We start from the raw sequence: 13,775 nt of genomic DNA on the forward strand, positions 1-13,775 counted from the left end.
TTTGAAAATCCACATTCATAGATGTTTTAAATCGTGATTAAAAAGTTATTCGGATAAACCTAAACTGCTCCCCCGTTTTGGTACTTAGGGGCTTTTTTCTTGCTCCCCCCCTATTAGCCTAGGGGGGCATCCGCCGCCTGCCGGCCGCCGCTTACGCGGCTGTCCGCCTGTCGGCGGATGCCTTTAAACAATTTCAGGCTGCCAAAAAACACATCCATTTTCCAGACTCTCTCAAATAAACCATCAATAAAGATTCATCCAACCTAATAATCAAAAACAGATCCCTATCCAAAACTTCCCTATCTAATACGTCTTGAACATCTTCAAGAGTTTCAAACTCACCTAAAAAAGCTTCTAACGGTCTATTAAAAGGAAAAACAAAATAAGCTTCCGTACTTCTTTTAAAACGCGCTTCAAAAACAATAAATTTAGCTGGAACATCAATAAATCTATTTGAATCAACCATGTTAAAAACCCCTTAAATTAACGTTAGTCAATCTAAGGGGTTTGGAAATTTCTCAAGTTGTCAAGTGCCCCTTAGACGGGGCGGAATATATAAGGCTGCTTGGTATGGTCGGCGGCGGCAGGGATGATGTGTGTGCTCTGCCGAAGCAGTTTTACAGTTTGAACTTTTTCACCGCCTGCTGTACCAGCTCGATCTGGCGGGCGTATTCGCGGCACTGCGGGCAGATCAGCAGGTGCAGGCGCAGGGCGAGACGTTCGCCGCCGGTGAGCGGGCGGTCGGCCTTGTGGGAAATCAGTTCGGTGATTTGGCGGCACTTTTTCATGGCGGTTACCGGTGGTTGAACCATTTGATCTGCAGGCATTGGCGCAGCCCTTCGCGGGCGCGGTGCATGATGGTGTAGTAGTTGGCGGCGCTGATGGCGCAGTGGCTTTGGATTTCGTCGGCGTCCCAGCCCATGACTTCGCGCAGCATAAAGACGCGGGCGGTGTTTTCGGGCAGGCCGTACAGGCAGGCTTGGAAAACGCTTTGGAACTGGCGGCCTTCCAAATCCTGCTCGGGGGTGCGCGGGTTGAAGTCGATGCCGCCCTCGTGCCAGTGGCCGCTGCTGTCGAACTGGGCTTCGTAGAGTTCGTCGAGCTCGGTTTCGGCGGGGGTGTCGGCGAAGACTTTGTTCTCGCGCTGCTTTTGGCGCAGGTAGTCGGTGATTTTGTTTTTCAAAATGGCAAACAGCCAGGTTTTGAGCTGGGCGCGGCCTTCAAAGCGCTCGCGGTGGCGCAGGGCACAGAGCAGGGCTTCCTGGGTGATGTCTTCAGCGGCGTCGGCGTTGCCGGTTTGGATGCGGGCAAAGCGCAGCAAATCGCGCTGCAGCCCGATAAGCTCGGCGTCGTCCCAGCTGTGGCTGGCACTCATGCCTGCGGCTCCGGCAGCAGCACGTCGGCATCGACCCATTGCTGCCAGCGGCGGGCGATTTCAGGCTGCCATTGGCTGTCGTCGGTGTCGGCAACGGCGGCAAGACGACTGCAGATCTGTGTTTGGCTCAGCGGGGTGGCGGCAGCGGCAAGCAGCACGGCATCAACGGGATCGAGACGGCTGTGGTAGACGCTGCCTTCGTTGTCCTGCCAAACCAGCAGGGTGGCGGGATCGGCCTGAAAATCGGGTGTTTCGGCGCTGGGGTCGAAAGGATAGTCGGCGAGCAGGGCGGCGGGGGAGAGACGGAACAGGGTGTCTTCGTCCCACTCGAAGCTGTTGTCGGGCGGGGTGGGCGCGGTTTCGGCCAAGAGCTGGCTGTGCTCGAAGCGCATCAGTTCGAGCAGGTGTTCGGGCAGCCTGAAAACTTCGCGGCAGTAGGCGAGAAATTCGCCGGGGATGTCTTGGAAATAGGGCGAGTGGGCGCGGCCGTCGGCTATAAAGCCTTCCTGCGCGGCCGCCCATTGTTCGGGCGGGCAGTGGCGGGCGGTTTCGGGGTAGCAGCGGCGGATAAAGCTGTGGACGTTGTTGCGCACCAGGCGGGCATAAACGGCGAGACGCTCGGGGGCGAGACCGTCGATTTCGGCGGCATCGGCGCGGCGCACGGCGCGGGCGAGCTGTTCTTGGAAGGCGGCGGAAGCGCCGGCGGCGGTTTCAGGCTGCATGGGGCTGCTCCTTGATGGCGGCTGCGGCTTGGATGTCGGCGATTTTCTGCACTTCGGCGCTGAGTTCGGCAAAGGCGGGGAAGTTGAAATCGCGCTCAAGCAGGGTGGGCGGGATGTGCGCCATGCGGCGGTAGGCGGCGGCGAGCAGATCCCAAACGTTGTCTTTCACCGGCGCGCCGTGGGTGTCGATCAGCACCTGCGGGTTTTCGTCGTCGTGGCCGGCGATGTGGATGTAGTTCACCCGCGCCATTTCGACGGTGTCGAGAAAACGCTGCGGTTCGAGCAGGCCGTGGTTGACGCTGTTGACGTAGATATTGTTGATGTCCAGATGGATGCCGCAGTCGGCTTCCTGCGCCACGGCGTTGAGAAACTCGGCTTCGTTCATTTCGGCCAGCGGGCTGTGCAGGTAGTAGGACGTGTTTTCGATGGAGATGCGGCAGCCGAGAAAGTCCTGCACGCGGCGGATGCGTTCGGCGGTGTGGCGCACGCTTTCGGCGGTGAAGGGCAGCGGCAGCAGGTCGTAAAGGTGGCCGCCCAGGTCTTGGCAGTAGCTCAGGTGGTCGGAAAAGAAACCGCAGCGGTATTGGCGCATCATCGCTTTGATGCCGGCCAAGAGCTCCATATCGAGCGGGGCTTGGCCGCCGAGCGACAGCGACAGGCCGTGCAGCGCCAGCGGCAGGCGCTCGGCGGCGGCATCGAAGCGCTTGCGTGCGGCGCCGCCCATGCGGATCCAGTTTTCGGGCGCGGCTTCGATAAAGTCGATGGGGCTGGTGGCGGGCAGATCGAGAAAGTTCTCGGCCAGATCGCGGCGGTAGCCGAGCCCGGCGCCGTGCAGGGTGGTGTCCATATCCTTTTTTCCTTGTAGCGGTTTGCTGTTTTCAGACTGCCGTTTCGCGTAAAGCAGCACGGATACTGCTTTGCGCCAAAGGGCGGCGGGGTGGTTTTCAGGCTGCCTGAAACGGTAAAGGCAGCCTGAAAACCGGTTCAGCGATTACCGATTAGTGCGAACCGCATTTGCCTTCGCCGCACTTGCCTTCGGCGGCTTTGCTCGGGTCGGCAGCGGCACCGCCGCATTTGCCTTCGCCGCATTTGCCTTCGGCGGCTTTGGTTTTGGCTTTGGTTTTCATGGTTTTTTTCATCGCGGGCGCTTCTTTTTTGGCAGCGGGCGCGGCAGCGGCGGTGGCTTGCACGCCCAGCGCCAGAGTCAGGGCACCGGCCAAAGCGATCAGGGAAGATTGTTTCATGGTTTCTCTCCAATTAAGTGGTTAAAACGGAGCCTGCAGGCGCCCGGCTCCTTGGGCGTAAAAAAGTCGGTTTATGCTTGTGCGGGGCGCGTTACGCTTTGCCGCGATAGCGCTGCCACAGATAGTCCAGCGAGAGTTTGCCGGCGCCTTGTCCGAGTAGCGGCAGCAGCATCACGATAAACATCAGCGCGAGTTTGTAGCCGCCTTCGCTGATGGTGTAGCCGTAGCCGGCATGCACGGCGTACCACGCCACGGCAGTCAGCACAATCAGCGCCAGCGCCGAGAGCCGTGTCAGCAGCCCGACCAGCAGCAGCACCGGAAACACCAGCTCGGCATACATTGCCAGATTCCAGTTGAGATCGGCGGAAAACTGCGAAAAGGGGAAGGGGAATTGGTCTTGGATGCTGTCGAACCAGTTTTTGCCGTGCAGCTTTTCCAGGCCGGCATCGAAAAACTCGTAGGCCAAGAGCAGGCGCAGGCCGAGCAGGCCGACGGCTTCGCCGATTTGGGCGTAGATTTTTTCAGGCTGCTTTTTGGCCGAGGTGCGGGGCATGGTGTGTCCTTTCTGAGTGTGTGCTTGCCTTATGCGGATTTAGTCGCCGCCGCCGCGCTTTTCTTACGGCGGTGGGCGAAAATATTGTTTGTGCCTTGTATGCAAACGGTAAAAACAGCAAAAGTAGCCTGAAAAACGCTTTCAGGCTGCCTGAATGGGTAAACGCCCTACGAACCCAAAAACCAAAACTTCGCCATCCACGCCACGGCCACGAACCACACCATTACCGGCACGTCTTTGGCGCGGCCGCAAACCAGCTTGATGGCGGCGTAGCTGATAAAGCCCACGGCGATGCCGTCGGCAATCGAATAGGTGAAGGGCATAAAGGCGATGGTCAGGAAAGCCGGCGCCGCTTCGGTGATGTCGTTCCACTCGATTTCGGTGGCGCTGCGCAGCATATGGATGCCGATATACAGCAGCGCCGGTGCGGTGGCGAATGCGGGCACCGACTGCGCCAGCGGCGAGAACCACAGGCAGGCAAGCATCAGCACGCCGACGGTAACCGCCGTCAGGCCGGTGCGCCCGCCCGCCGCCACGCCCGAAGCGCTTTCCACATAGGGCGTGGTGGACGACGTGCCCAGCGCGGCACCGGCGACAATCGCCACCGAGTCGGCAAACAGCGCTTTTTTCAGGCGCGGCAGTTTGCCGTCTTCTAGGAGCCCCGCGCGGTGGGTTACGCCCACCAGCGTGCCGGTGCTGTCAAACAAATCGACCAGGAAAAATACGAATACCACTGCAATCATGCTGCCGTTCAGCAGGCCGGAGAAATCCATCTGCATCAGCGTCGGCGCCAGGCTGGGAATCTCCGACACCACGCCGTGAAACTCGCTCAAACCCATGGCCACCGAAATCAGGGTGATGCTCAGAATGCCGATAATGATTGCGCCGCGCACGCGGAAATAGTCCAGCGCCACGGTCAGCACAAAGCCGAGCATCGCCAGCAGCACCGGCCAGTTCGGCGCTTTGGTGCCGTTTTCTTCCACATAGAAATTGGCCATTTTCAGCAAAGTGGCGTCGCTGCCGACAATCACGCCGGCGTTTTTCAGCGCAATCAGCGCCAAAAACAGGCCGATGCCGGCGGCAATCGCCATTTTCAAACTCATTGGCAGCGCGTTCACCAGCAATTCGCGCACCTTGAAAAAACTGAACAAAATAAAAATCACGCCTGATACAAACACCGCCGCCAGCGCAATCTGCCAGGTAACACCCGGCATGCCCATCACCACCGAAAAGGTGAAATAGGCGTTCAGCCCCATGCCCGGCGCCAGCGCGATCGGGTAGTTGGCCAGCAGCCCCATAATCAGGCAGCCGATGGCCGCCGAAATGCAGGTGGCAACAAACACCGCGCCGAAATCCATGCCGGTTTTCGACAGGGTGAGCGGGTTGATGATGACGATGTAGCACATGGTGAGAAAGGTGGTGAAACCGGCCAGAATCTCGGTGCGGACGGAAGTTTTGTGCTGCGACAGGCCAAAAAGGCGCTCGAGCAGGGAAGCGGATTGGGACATAATCGGATGTGTTGTGTTGGAAAAACGCGATTATAGCGTTTACTTCCGATTACAAAGGATTACATTTTTCCCACGCCTGAACGGGCGCGGCAAAGGGCAAAGCAGCCTGAAAAACCTTTCAGGCTGCTTTGCCCTTACTTATAATCGCAGGCATTTTCATTTCTTAACCGGAAGAGACAATGAACCAATTTGATCCCGCGCCGAAAAACCGCATCCGTTTGAACAGCAACCCGCAGCGCCGGCAGCCCGGCGGCAGCACCAACCCGCTGGCGGTAACCAGCCTGATATTCAGCATTCTCAGCTGGATTATCCTGCCCCTGATCGGCAGTTTGGTTGCCGTGGTTACCGGCCACATCGCCCGCGGCCAGATCCGCCGCTCCGAGCAGGCCGAGGACGGAATGGGGCAGCTTGGCGGCGGAATGGCGCTGGCCGGCTTGATTTTGGGCTATGTGAATATCGTGCTGTTTTTATTTATCACCATTGTATTTTCGGCAATCGCCATTCCGGCCTATCAGGCCTATGTCGCCCGCACCAAAATTACCGAGGCCGACAGCCGCATCGAACCCATCCGCACCCGCTTGGTCGAATGGATTATTGCCGATCCCGATCAGGCTTTTGAGTCCGAACCGCCGGCTTCGCTGCTTGCGCCGACTGCCGGCATGGGGGAGTATTGGGAGAGCGTGGAGTGGAAAGACCATACTTTGCATGCCCGCCTGAAAGCCCAGCCGCCGGTACCGACAGCCGTGTGGGGCAAAACCATCCGCTACACCGTGATGCCGGATCACAACAACAGCAGCGCCCGCTGGATATGCCAGTTTGTCCGCCCTGAAGGCAGCGCCGGCAATCAGGACGTCAATTTTGACGATTCCCTTTACCTGCCCAGATCCTGCCGCGCCGAAGAATAAGGGGTAAACGCGGCGCTACAGCCGCTTTCGTAAAACCAAAAAGCAGCCTGAAAAACCTTTCAGGCTGCTTTTTGCGTGGGTTTACCACCATGACCAGGCGGGTTTTTTTGGTTTCAGGTTCTTGCTGTTGCAGATGTTTGGGTCGCCGGCAAGGCAGCCTGAAAGGTTTTTCAGGCTGCCTTGCCGGCGGTTTTGGGCATTTTCAGACCCAGCGTTTTGATGCGGCTGGTGTCGTCCAGCTCTTTAACGGTGAGGCGAAAGCCGTCCAGCAGCAGGCTGTCGCCGGCCACGGGGACGTCGAAGCGCTCGTCGAACATTGCGGCGAGCGTTTTTTCGCGGTCGGCTTCGTCGGCGCGGATGCCGTAGGCGGCGGCCAGCTCGCCGGCGCGGATGTCGGGGCGGATTTCAAATTCGCCGTAAAAGGCCTGGCTCTGGCCGCTGCCGTCGTCAAACTGCTCGGCAAAGGCTTCGCCGAGGTTTTCCGCCAGCACATACCATGCAATGTCGCCGGCGCGCATCTGGGTGCCGATGTGCACGTTTACCGTTTCGCCGCCGCGCACCAGCGCAAACAGGCGGCTGCCGGCAAAACGCGGGTCGCGGGTCATGGCGTAGGGGTGGCTGTTTTCCGCTTCCGAGCCGGCGCCGACGCGGAAAGACTGCATGGTCAGCTGCAGCTTGCGGTCGAGCCAGATATCGCGGCTGTCCAGCGGCTCGGGCTTGGGCGGCAGCACCATGCCGAGCTTGCGGGCGAAAAAGGGAATGGTGGTGCCTTGAATCAGCAGCGACAAAATCACCACCGCAAAAGCCACGTCAAACAATAATCGCGCATCGGGCACGCCGCGCATCAGCGGGATAATCGCCAGCGTTACCGGCACCGCGCCGCGCAGACCGACCCAGCTGATGTAGGCAGTTTCGCGGCGGGTAAAGCGGAACCAGCGGATGGACGAAAACACCGCCAGCGGCCGCGCCACCAGAATCAGAAAGGCGGCAATCACCAGCGCCTGCCAGCCGTGATCGAGCAGCCGCGAGGGCGTAACCAGCAGCCCCAGCACCAAAAACATCACCGCCTGCGCCAGCCAGGCCAGGCCGTCCATTACGTTTAAAACATGCTCGGTGGCGCTGTTGCGGCGGTTGCCCACCATCACGCCGACCAGATACACGGTGAGAAAACCGCTGCCGCCCAGCAGATTGCCCAGCGCAAACACCAGCAGCCCGCCCGAAGCGATCAGCAGCGCGTACAGCCCTTCGGCCAGCCGGATTTTCGCCAGCAGCAGCGCCAGAATCTTGCCGGCGGCCACGCCGATCAGCACGCCCAGCCCCAGCTGTTTGACCAGAATCCACAGCGTGCCCGCCCAAGTGGTTTGCGCCGGATTCAGAATCAGGTCGATCAGCACGCCCACCAGCAAAATCGCCATCGGGTCGTTGACGCCGCTTTCCAATTCCAGCGTGGCGCGGATACGTTCGTGCAGGCGCACGCCGCTGTTGCGCAGCAGCGAAAACACCGCCGCCGCGTCGGTCGAGCCGACGATCGCCGCCATCAGCAGCCCCAGCTGCCACGGAATATCGAGTAGGAAAGTGGCAAACACTCCCAGCAGGCCGACGCTGGCGAGCACGCCCCAGCTGGCCAGCACCGCCGCCGGCTTGAGCGCGATGCGGAACACCGAAAACGGCGTGCGCAGGCCGCCGTCGAGCAGAATCAGCGCCAGCGCCAGCTGGCTCACCAGCGCCGCGCCGACGAAATTGTCAAACGCGATTTTGCCCACGCCTTCTTCGCCCGCCAGCATCCCCACGCCGAGAAACACCAGCAGCAGCGGCATCCCCAGCCGCGCCGACAGCCGGCTGGCCACCACGCTGACAAACAGCAGCAGCGCCATCACCAAAAACAGGATATTGAGTTTTTCTTCCATAGGGGTTTTCTGCGGACAGGGGCGGCCGTTGGGTTTGGTTGATGCGCACGGCCGCGCGGTTTTTTATATTGGATGGCTGCCTGTTTCAGGCTGCTTGAAGTGTGTGCCGCCGGCGCCCGGCACCGGCCGGCGGATTCTAGCACAGCCGCCCGCTTGCGGCGCCTGCGGCAAGGGTTTTTCAGGCTGCCTGAATGCGGCAGGGCGGTTCTATGCGGCGGCATATTGAGCCAAAGGCAGCCTGAAAAGTTTTCAGGCTGCCTTTGGCTGTATCCCCGCCGCAAAAGCGCGTACAATCGCGGCTGTTTTTTATCTTTAATTTAAGGAGTCCGCCATGAAAAAAATCCTGCTGACCGCTGCCACCGCCGCCCTGCTGCTTGCCGCCTGCGGCGAGAAGAAACCTTCCGAGCAGGTTTTGGAAACGCGCGATAAGGCCGTGCAGCAAACCAGAGACGCCATTGATGCGGCGCAAAAAGCCAACGAAGAAAAACTGCGCGAAGCCGAAGGCCAGGCCGGCCAATAAGTTTGTCCTTGTTAGCGTTTTCCCTTTCAGGCTGCCTTGTTTCAGGCAGCCTGAAAATATGTAGCATCCGCGCCTACATCAAAAAGCCAAAGATGCCGCACCGATCTGTGCCGGTTGTCTTCCAACCATAAATTCAGGCAGCCTGAAACCCAACCGAAAGCACAATATGACCACACCCATCACCTACCCCAAAACCTACGACGTCATTATCGTCGGCGGCGGCCACGCAGGTACGGAAGCCGCGCTGGCTGCCGCACGCATGGGCGCGCAAACGCTGCTGCTCACCCACAATATCGAAACGCTCGGGCAGATGTCCTGCAACCCGTCGATCGGCGGCATCGGCAAAGGCCATCTTGTACGCGAAGTGGATGCGCTCGGCGGCGCGATGGCGTTGGCAACCGATATGTCGGGCATCCAGTTTCGCCGACTCAACGCCAGCAAAGGCGCGGCGGTACGCGCCACCCGCGCCCAGGCCGACCGCATTCTCTACAAAGCCGCCATCCGCGAGATGCTGGAAAACCAGCCGAATTTGGATTTGTTCCAGCAGGCGGTGGACGATATTACTTTGGACGGCAACCGTGTATCGGGCGTGAAAACCGCGATGAATGTTGAGTTTAAAGCCCGCGCCGTGGTTTTAACCGCAGGCACGTTTCTCGCCGGCAAAATCCACATCGGCTTGGAAAATTATTCGGGGGGACGTGCGGGCGACCCTGCCGCCCAATCGCTTTCAGGCTGCCTGAAAGAGCTGAACCTGCCGCAAGGCCGTCTGAAAACCGGCACGCCGCCGCGCATCGACGGGCGCACGATTGATTTTTCCGTGTTGGAAGAGCAGCCGGGCGATACGCCGATACCCGTGATGTCCGTGCGTGGCAACGCGGCGCTGCACCCGCGCCAAGTGTCGTGCTGGATTACCCACACCAACTTGAAAACACACGAAATTATCCGCACCGGCTTCGACCGCAGCCCGATGTTTACCGGCAAAATCGAAGGCGTCGGCCCGCGCTACTGCCCGTCTATCGAAGACAAAATCAACCGCTTCGCCGACAAAGACAGCCACCAGATTTTCCTAGAGCCCGAAGGCCTGACTACCCACGAATACTACCCCAACGGCATCTCCACCAGCTTGCCGTTTGATATTCAACTCGCCCTTGTGCGCTCGATGAAAGGCTTGGAAAACGCCCACATCCTGCGCCCCGGTTACGCCATCGAATACGACTACTTCGATCCGCGCAACCTCAAAGCCAGCTTGGAAACCAAAACCATCGGCGGCCTGTTTTTCGCTGGGCAAATCAACGGCACAACGGGCTACGAAGAAGCCGCCGCGCAAGGCTTATTGGCAGGCGCAAACGCCGTGCAGTATGTGCGCGAACAAGCGCCGCTGATTCTGCGCCGCGAACAGGCGTATCTGGGCGTATTAGTCGATGATTTGATTACCAAAGGCGTGAACGAGCCCTACCGCATGTTCACCAGCCGCGCCGAATACCGCCTGCAGCTGCGCGAAGACAACGCCGATATGCGCTTAACCGAAGACGGTTACAAAATCGGCCTAATCGGCGAAGCCCAATGGCGCGCGTTCAACGAAAAACGCGACGCCGTCGAGCGCGAAATCCAACGGCTCAAAACCACTTGGTACACGCCGCAAAAGCTGCCCGAAGCCGAACAAATGCGCGTGTTCGGGCAAAAATTAAGCCGCGAAGCCAACCTGCACGACCTGTTGCGCCGCCCCAATCTCGACTACGCCACCCTGATGACCCTGCCCGACGCAGGGCCGCCCGCCACGCTGCCTGAAAACGTGGTGGAACAGGTGGAAATCCAAGTCAAATACCAGGGCTACATCGACCGCCAGCAGGAAGAAATCAACAACCGCCGCGACATCGAAACCCTGCGCCTGCCTGAAAATATCGATTACGCCAAAGTCAAAGGCTTGTCCGCCGAAGTGCAGCAGAAACTCAACCAGCACCAGCCCGAAACACTGGGGCAGGCATCGCGCATTTCCGGCGTAACCCCCGCCGCCGTCGCGCTGCTGATGGTGCATTTGAAACGCGGGTTTAGGGATGCGAAGTAAACGATAAAAGGCAGCCTGAAAGCCGCAGGCTTCAACAAAGTTAAACCCCCGCCGCCGTAGGTCGGGCATTTATGCCCGACACCCGCCCCAACCAACACCCCCAAAAAAAAGGCATTCCCCATGTCCATGACCACCTTCACCAAATCCATCCAAGACATCATGCGCTCCGACGCCGGCATCAACGGCGACGCCCAGCGCATTGAGCAGCTCACCTGGCTCTTGTTCCTAAAAATCTACGGCAACAAAGAAGAAAACTGGGCGATTGTCGATCCCGCCTACCAATCCATCATCGAGCCGCGTTTCCAGTGGCAAAACTGGGCAACGGACAACAAAGACGGCAACGCGCTCACCGGCGAAGCCCTGCTGGATTTTATCGACCGCGAGCTCTTTCCCGCGCTCAAAAACCTGCGCGTCAGCGAACACACCCCCTTAAAGCAGCGCATCGTGCGCGATATATTTCTTGACGCCAAAAACTTTATGAAAAACGGCGTACTCCTTCGCCAGCTCATCAACGCCATCGACGAAATCGACTTCGACGACACCAAAGAGCGCCACGCCTTTGGCGAGATTTATGAAACCATCCTCAAAAGCCTGCAAAGCGCGGGCAACGCCGGCGAGTTTTACACCCCGCGTGCCGTAACCGATTTTATGGTTCAAGTGATTGCGCCCAAACTCGGCGAAACCGTGGCTGATTTTGCCGCAGGCACCGGCGGCTTTCTCGTTTCCGCCCTAAACGCACTCGAGCCGCAGGTGAAAACCCCGCAAGACCGCGAAACGCTCAACCAAAGCCTGTACGGCATCGAAAAAAAACCGCTGCCGCACCTTTTGGGCATCACCAACCTGATTTTGCACGACATCGACAGCCCGCAAATCCGTCACGGCAACGCCCTGGAACAAAACGTGCGCGACGTGCAGCCGCAGGATTTGCACGACATCATCCTGATGAACCCGCCCTACGGCGGCACCGAACTGAACATCATCCAGCAGAACTTCCCCGCCGAACTGCGCAGTAGCGAGACTTATGACTTGTTTATCGCCCTTGCCTTCTATCGCCTCAAAGCGGGTGGCCGCACCGCCATCATCATTCCCGACGGCTTCCTCTTCGGCAACGACGGCGCGAAAACCGCGCTCAAAACCCGCCTGCTCACCGATTTTGACCTGCACACCATCGTGCGCCTGCCCAAAAGCGTGTTTGCGCCCTACACCCCTATCACCACCAATATTTTGTTTTTTAACAAACTCCAAAGCGGGCAGCGGCCGTCTGAAAAACTCTGGTTTTACCGCGTCGATATTCCAAGCGACCGCAAAGCCTTTTCCAAAACCAAGCCCATGCAGCTCGAACACTTTTCAGACTGCCTAAACTGGTGGCACAAACGCGAAGAAATCAAAGACGAGCAAGAAGGCAGCTTTAAAGCCCGCGCCTTTGACAAAGCCGAGATTTTGGCAGGCGGCGTCAATCTCGATTTATGCGGTTATCCCAACCAAGAAACCGAAGTATTAAGCCCGATGGAAACCATTTTGGCCTATCAGTCCGCCCGCGATAATTTAAACGCCAAAATCGATGCCCAACTGGAAAAAATCCGCACGCTGATGGGCATGCCGTCTGAAACGGAGAGCGAATAAATGAACACCCCGCAGCTTGCCGATTCCCTGCGCGCCGCCGTCTTACAGGCCGCGATAAAGGGCGAACTTACTGAAAGGTCGTCTGAAAACGCCCGCGACCTGCTTTTGCGCATCCAAAACGAAAAACAGGCTTTGCAGGCAAAAGGCAGCCTGAAAAAAACCAAAGCCCCCACCCCCGTTACGGCGGACGAAGTGCCGTTTGACATTCCCGAGAATTGGGTTTGGGTGAGGTTAAGCGATTTCTGTTACTCAATACCGTCAAAACCTTATCAAATTTTGCATAAGGAAACACAAATAACAGGAGATTATCCCGTCGTGTCCCAATCAAAAAATTTGATCGATGGCTATTCCAATGAAAGAGACAAAATTTTTTCTGACGTACCCGTTATTATTTTTGGCGACCACACGAGAGTGATTAAGCTGATTGATTTTGAATTTGTTGTTGGTGCAGATGGCACAAAACTGCTAAAACCTATAAAAGCTAATCCCCAATATGTAGAGCTTGCTTTAAAAGCATTAACTATCAATATGATTGATAGGGGATACAGCCGACATTTTCAATTTATTAAAGATTTACCTATCCCCCTTCCCCCCCTATCCGAACAACAAGCCATTGTGGAAAAACTGTCCGCCCTGCTTGCCGAAATCGACCGCCTGAAAGCCGAAGAACAGTCGCTCGCATCGCTGCAAAAAGCCTATCCGCAAACGCTGCGCGCGTCCGTGCTTGCCGCTGCGGTTAGGGGGGATTTGAATGAACGCTCGCAAGAGCACGCCCGCGACCTGCTTTTGCGCATCCAAAACGAAAAACAGGCTTTGCAGGCAAAAGGCAGCCTGAAAAAAACCAAAGCCCCCGCCCCCGTTACGGCGGACGAAGTGCCGTTTGAGATTCCCGAGAATTGGGTTTGGGTGAGGTTAAGCGATTTCTGTTACTCAATACCGTCAAAACCTTATCAAATTTTGCATAAGGAAACACAAATAACAGGAGATTATCCCGTCGTGTCCCAATCAAAAAATTTGATCGATGGCTATTCCAATGAAAGAGACAAAATTTTTTCTGACGTACCCGTTATTATTTTTGGCGACCACACGAGAGTGATTAAGCTGATTGATTTTGAATTTGTTGTTGGTGCAGATGGCACAAAACTGCTAAAACCTATAAAAGCTAATCCCCAATATGTAGAGCTTGCTTTAAAAGCATTAACTATCAATATGATTGATAGGGGATACAGCCGACATTTTCAATTTATTAAAGATTTACCTATCCCCCTTCCCCCCCTATCCGAACAACAAGCCATTGTGGAAAAACTAAACCGCCTGCTCGCCGAAATCGACGCGCTGGAAAACGCCTAAACC

General features: G+C 57.4%; 14 protein-coding genes. 5 read left to right on the top strand and 9 right to left on the bottom strand.

The features are described 5' to 3' along the window. Window positions 1-193 precede the first annotated feature (193 nt). The 8 genes from OP500_RS05160 to OP500_RS05195 all read right to left on the bottom strand — a co-directional run bounded on the left by OP500_RS05160 (window position 194) and on the right by OP500_RS05195 (window position 5,402). Window positions 194-466: a hypothetical protein gene (locus OP500_RS05160; RefSeq protein WP_274070380.1), complete on the bottom strand. Its 273-nt coding sequence runs from the start codon at window positions 464-466 to the stop codon at window positions 194-196. A gap of 151 nt (window positions 467-617) precedes the next feature. Continuing rightward, window positions 618-788, bottom strand: coding sequence for a zf-HC2 domain-containing protein (locus OP500_RS05165; RefSeq protein ID WP_274070381.1), 171 nt, complete (start codon window positions 786-788; stop codon window positions 618-620). A gap of 5 nt (window positions 789-793) precedes the next feature. Next, complete coding sequence (locus OP500_RS05170) at window positions 794-1,375, bottom strand: sigma-70 family RNA polymerase sigma factor (protein ID WP_274070382.1); 582 nt, start codon at window positions 1,373-1,375, stop codon at window positions 794-796. Further along, complete coding sequence (locus OP500_RS05175) at window positions 1,372-2,097, bottom strand: HvfC family RiPP maturation protein (RefSeq protein WP_274070383.1); 726 nt, start codon at window positions 2,095-2,097, stop codon at window positions 1,372-1,374. Before OP500_RS05175 ends, OP500_RS05170 begins: the two co-directional genes overlap by 4 nt. Then, complete coding sequence (locus tag OP500_RS05180; RefSeq protein WP_274070384.1) at window positions 2,087-2,944, bottom strand: HvfB family MNIO-type RiPP peptide maturase; 858 nt, start codon at window positions 2,942-2,944, stop codon at window positions 2,087-2,089. Before OP500_RS05180 ends, OP500_RS05175 begins: the two co-directional genes overlap by 11 nt. 151 nt (window positions 2,945-3,095) lie before the next feature. Then, window positions 3,096-3,341, bottom strand: a complete 246-nt coding sequence (locus tag OP500_RS05185) for an HvfA family oxazolone/thioamide-modified RiPP metallophore (RefSeq protein WP_238745971.1) — start codon at window positions 3,339-3,341, stop codon at window positions 3,096-3,098. A gap of 91 nt (window positions 3,342-3,432) precedes the next feature. After that, window positions 3,433-3,894 carry an HvfX family Cu-binding RiPP maturation protein gene (locus OP500_RS05190; RefSeq protein ID WP_238745969.1) on the bottom strand — a complete coding sequence of 154 codons (462 nt, stop codon included), beginning with the start codon at window positions 3,892-3,894 and terminating at the stop codon, window positions 3,433-3,435. Between the two features lie 167 nt (window positions 3,895-4,061). Then, window positions 4,062-5,402: an NCS2 family permease gene (locus OP500_RS05195; protein ID WP_274070385.1), complete on the bottom strand. Its 1,341-nt coding sequence runs from the start codon at window positions 5,400-5,402 to the stop codon at window positions 4,062-4,064. A gap of 179 nt (window positions 5,403-5,581) precedes the next feature. Between OP500_RS05195 and OP500_RS05200 the strand changes: the two genes are divergently transcribed. Beyond that, window positions 5,582-6,307: a DUF4190 domain-containing protein gene (locus OP500_RS05200; RefSeq protein ID WP_238745966.1), complete on the top strand. Its 726-nt coding sequence runs from the start codon at window positions 5,582-5,584 to the stop codon at window positions 6,305-6,307. Window positions 6,308-6,477: 170 nt separating this feature from the next. On the opposite strand, the gene OP500_RS05205 is transcribed toward OP500_RS05200, so the two are convergent. Then, window positions 6,478-8,214 (bottom strand): potassium/proton antiporter, encoded by a 1,737-nt coding sequence (locus tag OP500_RS05205; RefSeq protein ID WP_274070386.1) that lies wholly within the window; start codon window positions 8,212-8,214, stop codon window positions 6,478-6,480. A 331-nt stretch (window positions 8,215-8,545) separates the two neighbouring features. Here OP500_RS05205 and OP500_RS05210 point away from each other — a divergent pair, with 331 nt between their 5' ends. From OP500_RS05210 to OP500_RS05225, 4 genes are all read left to right on the top strand, one after another. Beyond that, window positions 8,546-8,734, top strand: a complete 189-nt coding sequence (locus OP500_RS05210) for a hypothetical protein (RefSeq protein WP_274070387.1) — start codon at window positions 8,546-8,548, stop codon at window positions 8,732-8,734. A gap of 166 nt (window positions 8,735-8,900) precedes the next feature. Then, window positions 8,901-10,799: a tRNA uridine-5-carboxymethylaminomethyl(34) synthesis enzyme MnmG gene (mnmG, locus tag OP500_RS05215; protein ID WP_274070388.1), complete on the top strand. Its 1,899-nt coding sequence runs from the start codon at window positions 8,901-8,903 to the stop codon at window positions 10,797-10,799. 120 nt (window positions 10,800-10,919) lie between these two features. After that, the gene (locus tag OP500_RS05220; protein ID WP_238745955.1) at window positions 10,920-12,422 is read left to right on the top strand and encodes a class I SAM-dependent DNA methyltransferase; all 1,503 of its coding nucleotides are present in this window, start codon (window positions 10,920-10,922) and stop codon (window positions 12,420-12,422) included. After that, the gene (locus OP500_RS05225; protein ID WP_274070389.1) at window positions 12,423-13,772 is read left to right on the top strand and encodes a restriction endonuclease subunit S; all 1,350 of its coding nucleotides are present in this window, start codon (window positions 12,423-12,425) and stop codon (window positions 13,770-13,772) included. Window positions 13,773-13,775 lie beyond the last annotated feature (3 nt).

The sequence above is a fragment of the Kingella sp. SNUBH-2017 genome (genome assembly GCF_028680565.1).
GTDB classification, from domain to species: domain Bacteria; phylum Pseudomonadota; class Gammaproteobacteria; order Burkholderiales; family Neisseriaceae; genus Kingella_D; species Kingella_D pumchi.

What these genes read in the sequence shown, in the direction of transcription:
- OP500_RS05160 (WP_274070380.1), bottom strand. Translation starts at nt 466, where the DNA reads ATGGTTGATTCAAATAGATTTATTGATGTTCCAGCTAAATTTATTGTT.
- OP500_RS05165 (WP_274070381.1), bottom strand. Translation starts at nt 788, where the DNA reads ATGAAAAAGTGCCGCCAAATCACCGAACTGATTTCCCACAAGGCCGAC.
- OP500_RS05170 (WP_274070382.1), bottom strand. Translation starts at nt 1,375, where the DNA reads ATGAGTGCCAGCCACAGCTGGGACGACGCCGAGCTTATCGGGCTGCAG.
- OP500_RS05175 (WP_274070383.1), bottom strand. Translation starts at nt 2,097, where the DNA reads ATGCAGCCTGAAACCGCCGCCGGCGCTTCCGCCGCCTTCCAAGAACAG.
- OP500_RS05180 (WP_274070384.1), bottom strand. Translation starts at nt 2,944, where the DNA reads ATGGACACCACCCTGCACGGCGCCGGGCTCGGCTACCGCCGCGATCTG.
- OP500_RS05185 (WP_238745971.1), bottom strand. Translation starts at nt 3,341, where the DNA reads ATGAAACAATCTTCCCTGATCGCTTTGGCCGGTGCCCTGACTCTGGCG.
- OP500_RS05190 (WP_238745969.1), bottom strand. Translation starts at nt 3,894, where the DNA reads ATGCCCCGCACCTCGGCCAAAAAGCAGCCTGAAAAAATCTACGCCCAA.
- OP500_RS05195 (WP_274070385.1), bottom strand. Translation starts at nt 5,402, where the DNA reads ATGTCCCAATCCGCTTCCCTGCTCGAGCGCCTTTTTGGCCTGTCGCAG.
- OP500_RS05200 (WP_238745966.1), top strand. Translation starts at nt 5,582, where the DNA reads ATGAACCAATTTGATCCCGCGCCGAAAAACCGCATCCGTTTGAACAGC.
- OP500_RS05205 (WP_274070386.1), bottom strand. Translation starts at nt 8,214, where the DNA reads ATGGAAGAAAAACTCAATATCCTGTTTTTGGTGATGGCGCTGCTGCTG.
- OP500_RS05210 (WP_274070387.1), top strand. Translation starts at nt 8,546, where the DNA reads ATGAAAAAAATCCTGCTGACCGCTGCCACCGCCGCCCTGCTGCTTGCC.
- mnmG (WP_274070388.1), top strand. Translation starts at nt 8,901, where the DNA reads ATGACCACACCCATCACCTACCCCAAAACCTACGACGTCATTATCGTC.
- OP500_RS05220 (WP_238745955.1), top strand. Translation starts at nt 10,920, where the DNA reads ATGTCCATGACCACCTTCACCAAATCCATCCAAGACATCATGCGCTCC.
- OP500_RS05225 (WP_274070389.1), top strand. Translation starts at nt 12,423, where the DNA reads ATGAACACCCCGCAGCTTGCCGATTCCCTGCGCGCCGCCGTCTTACAG.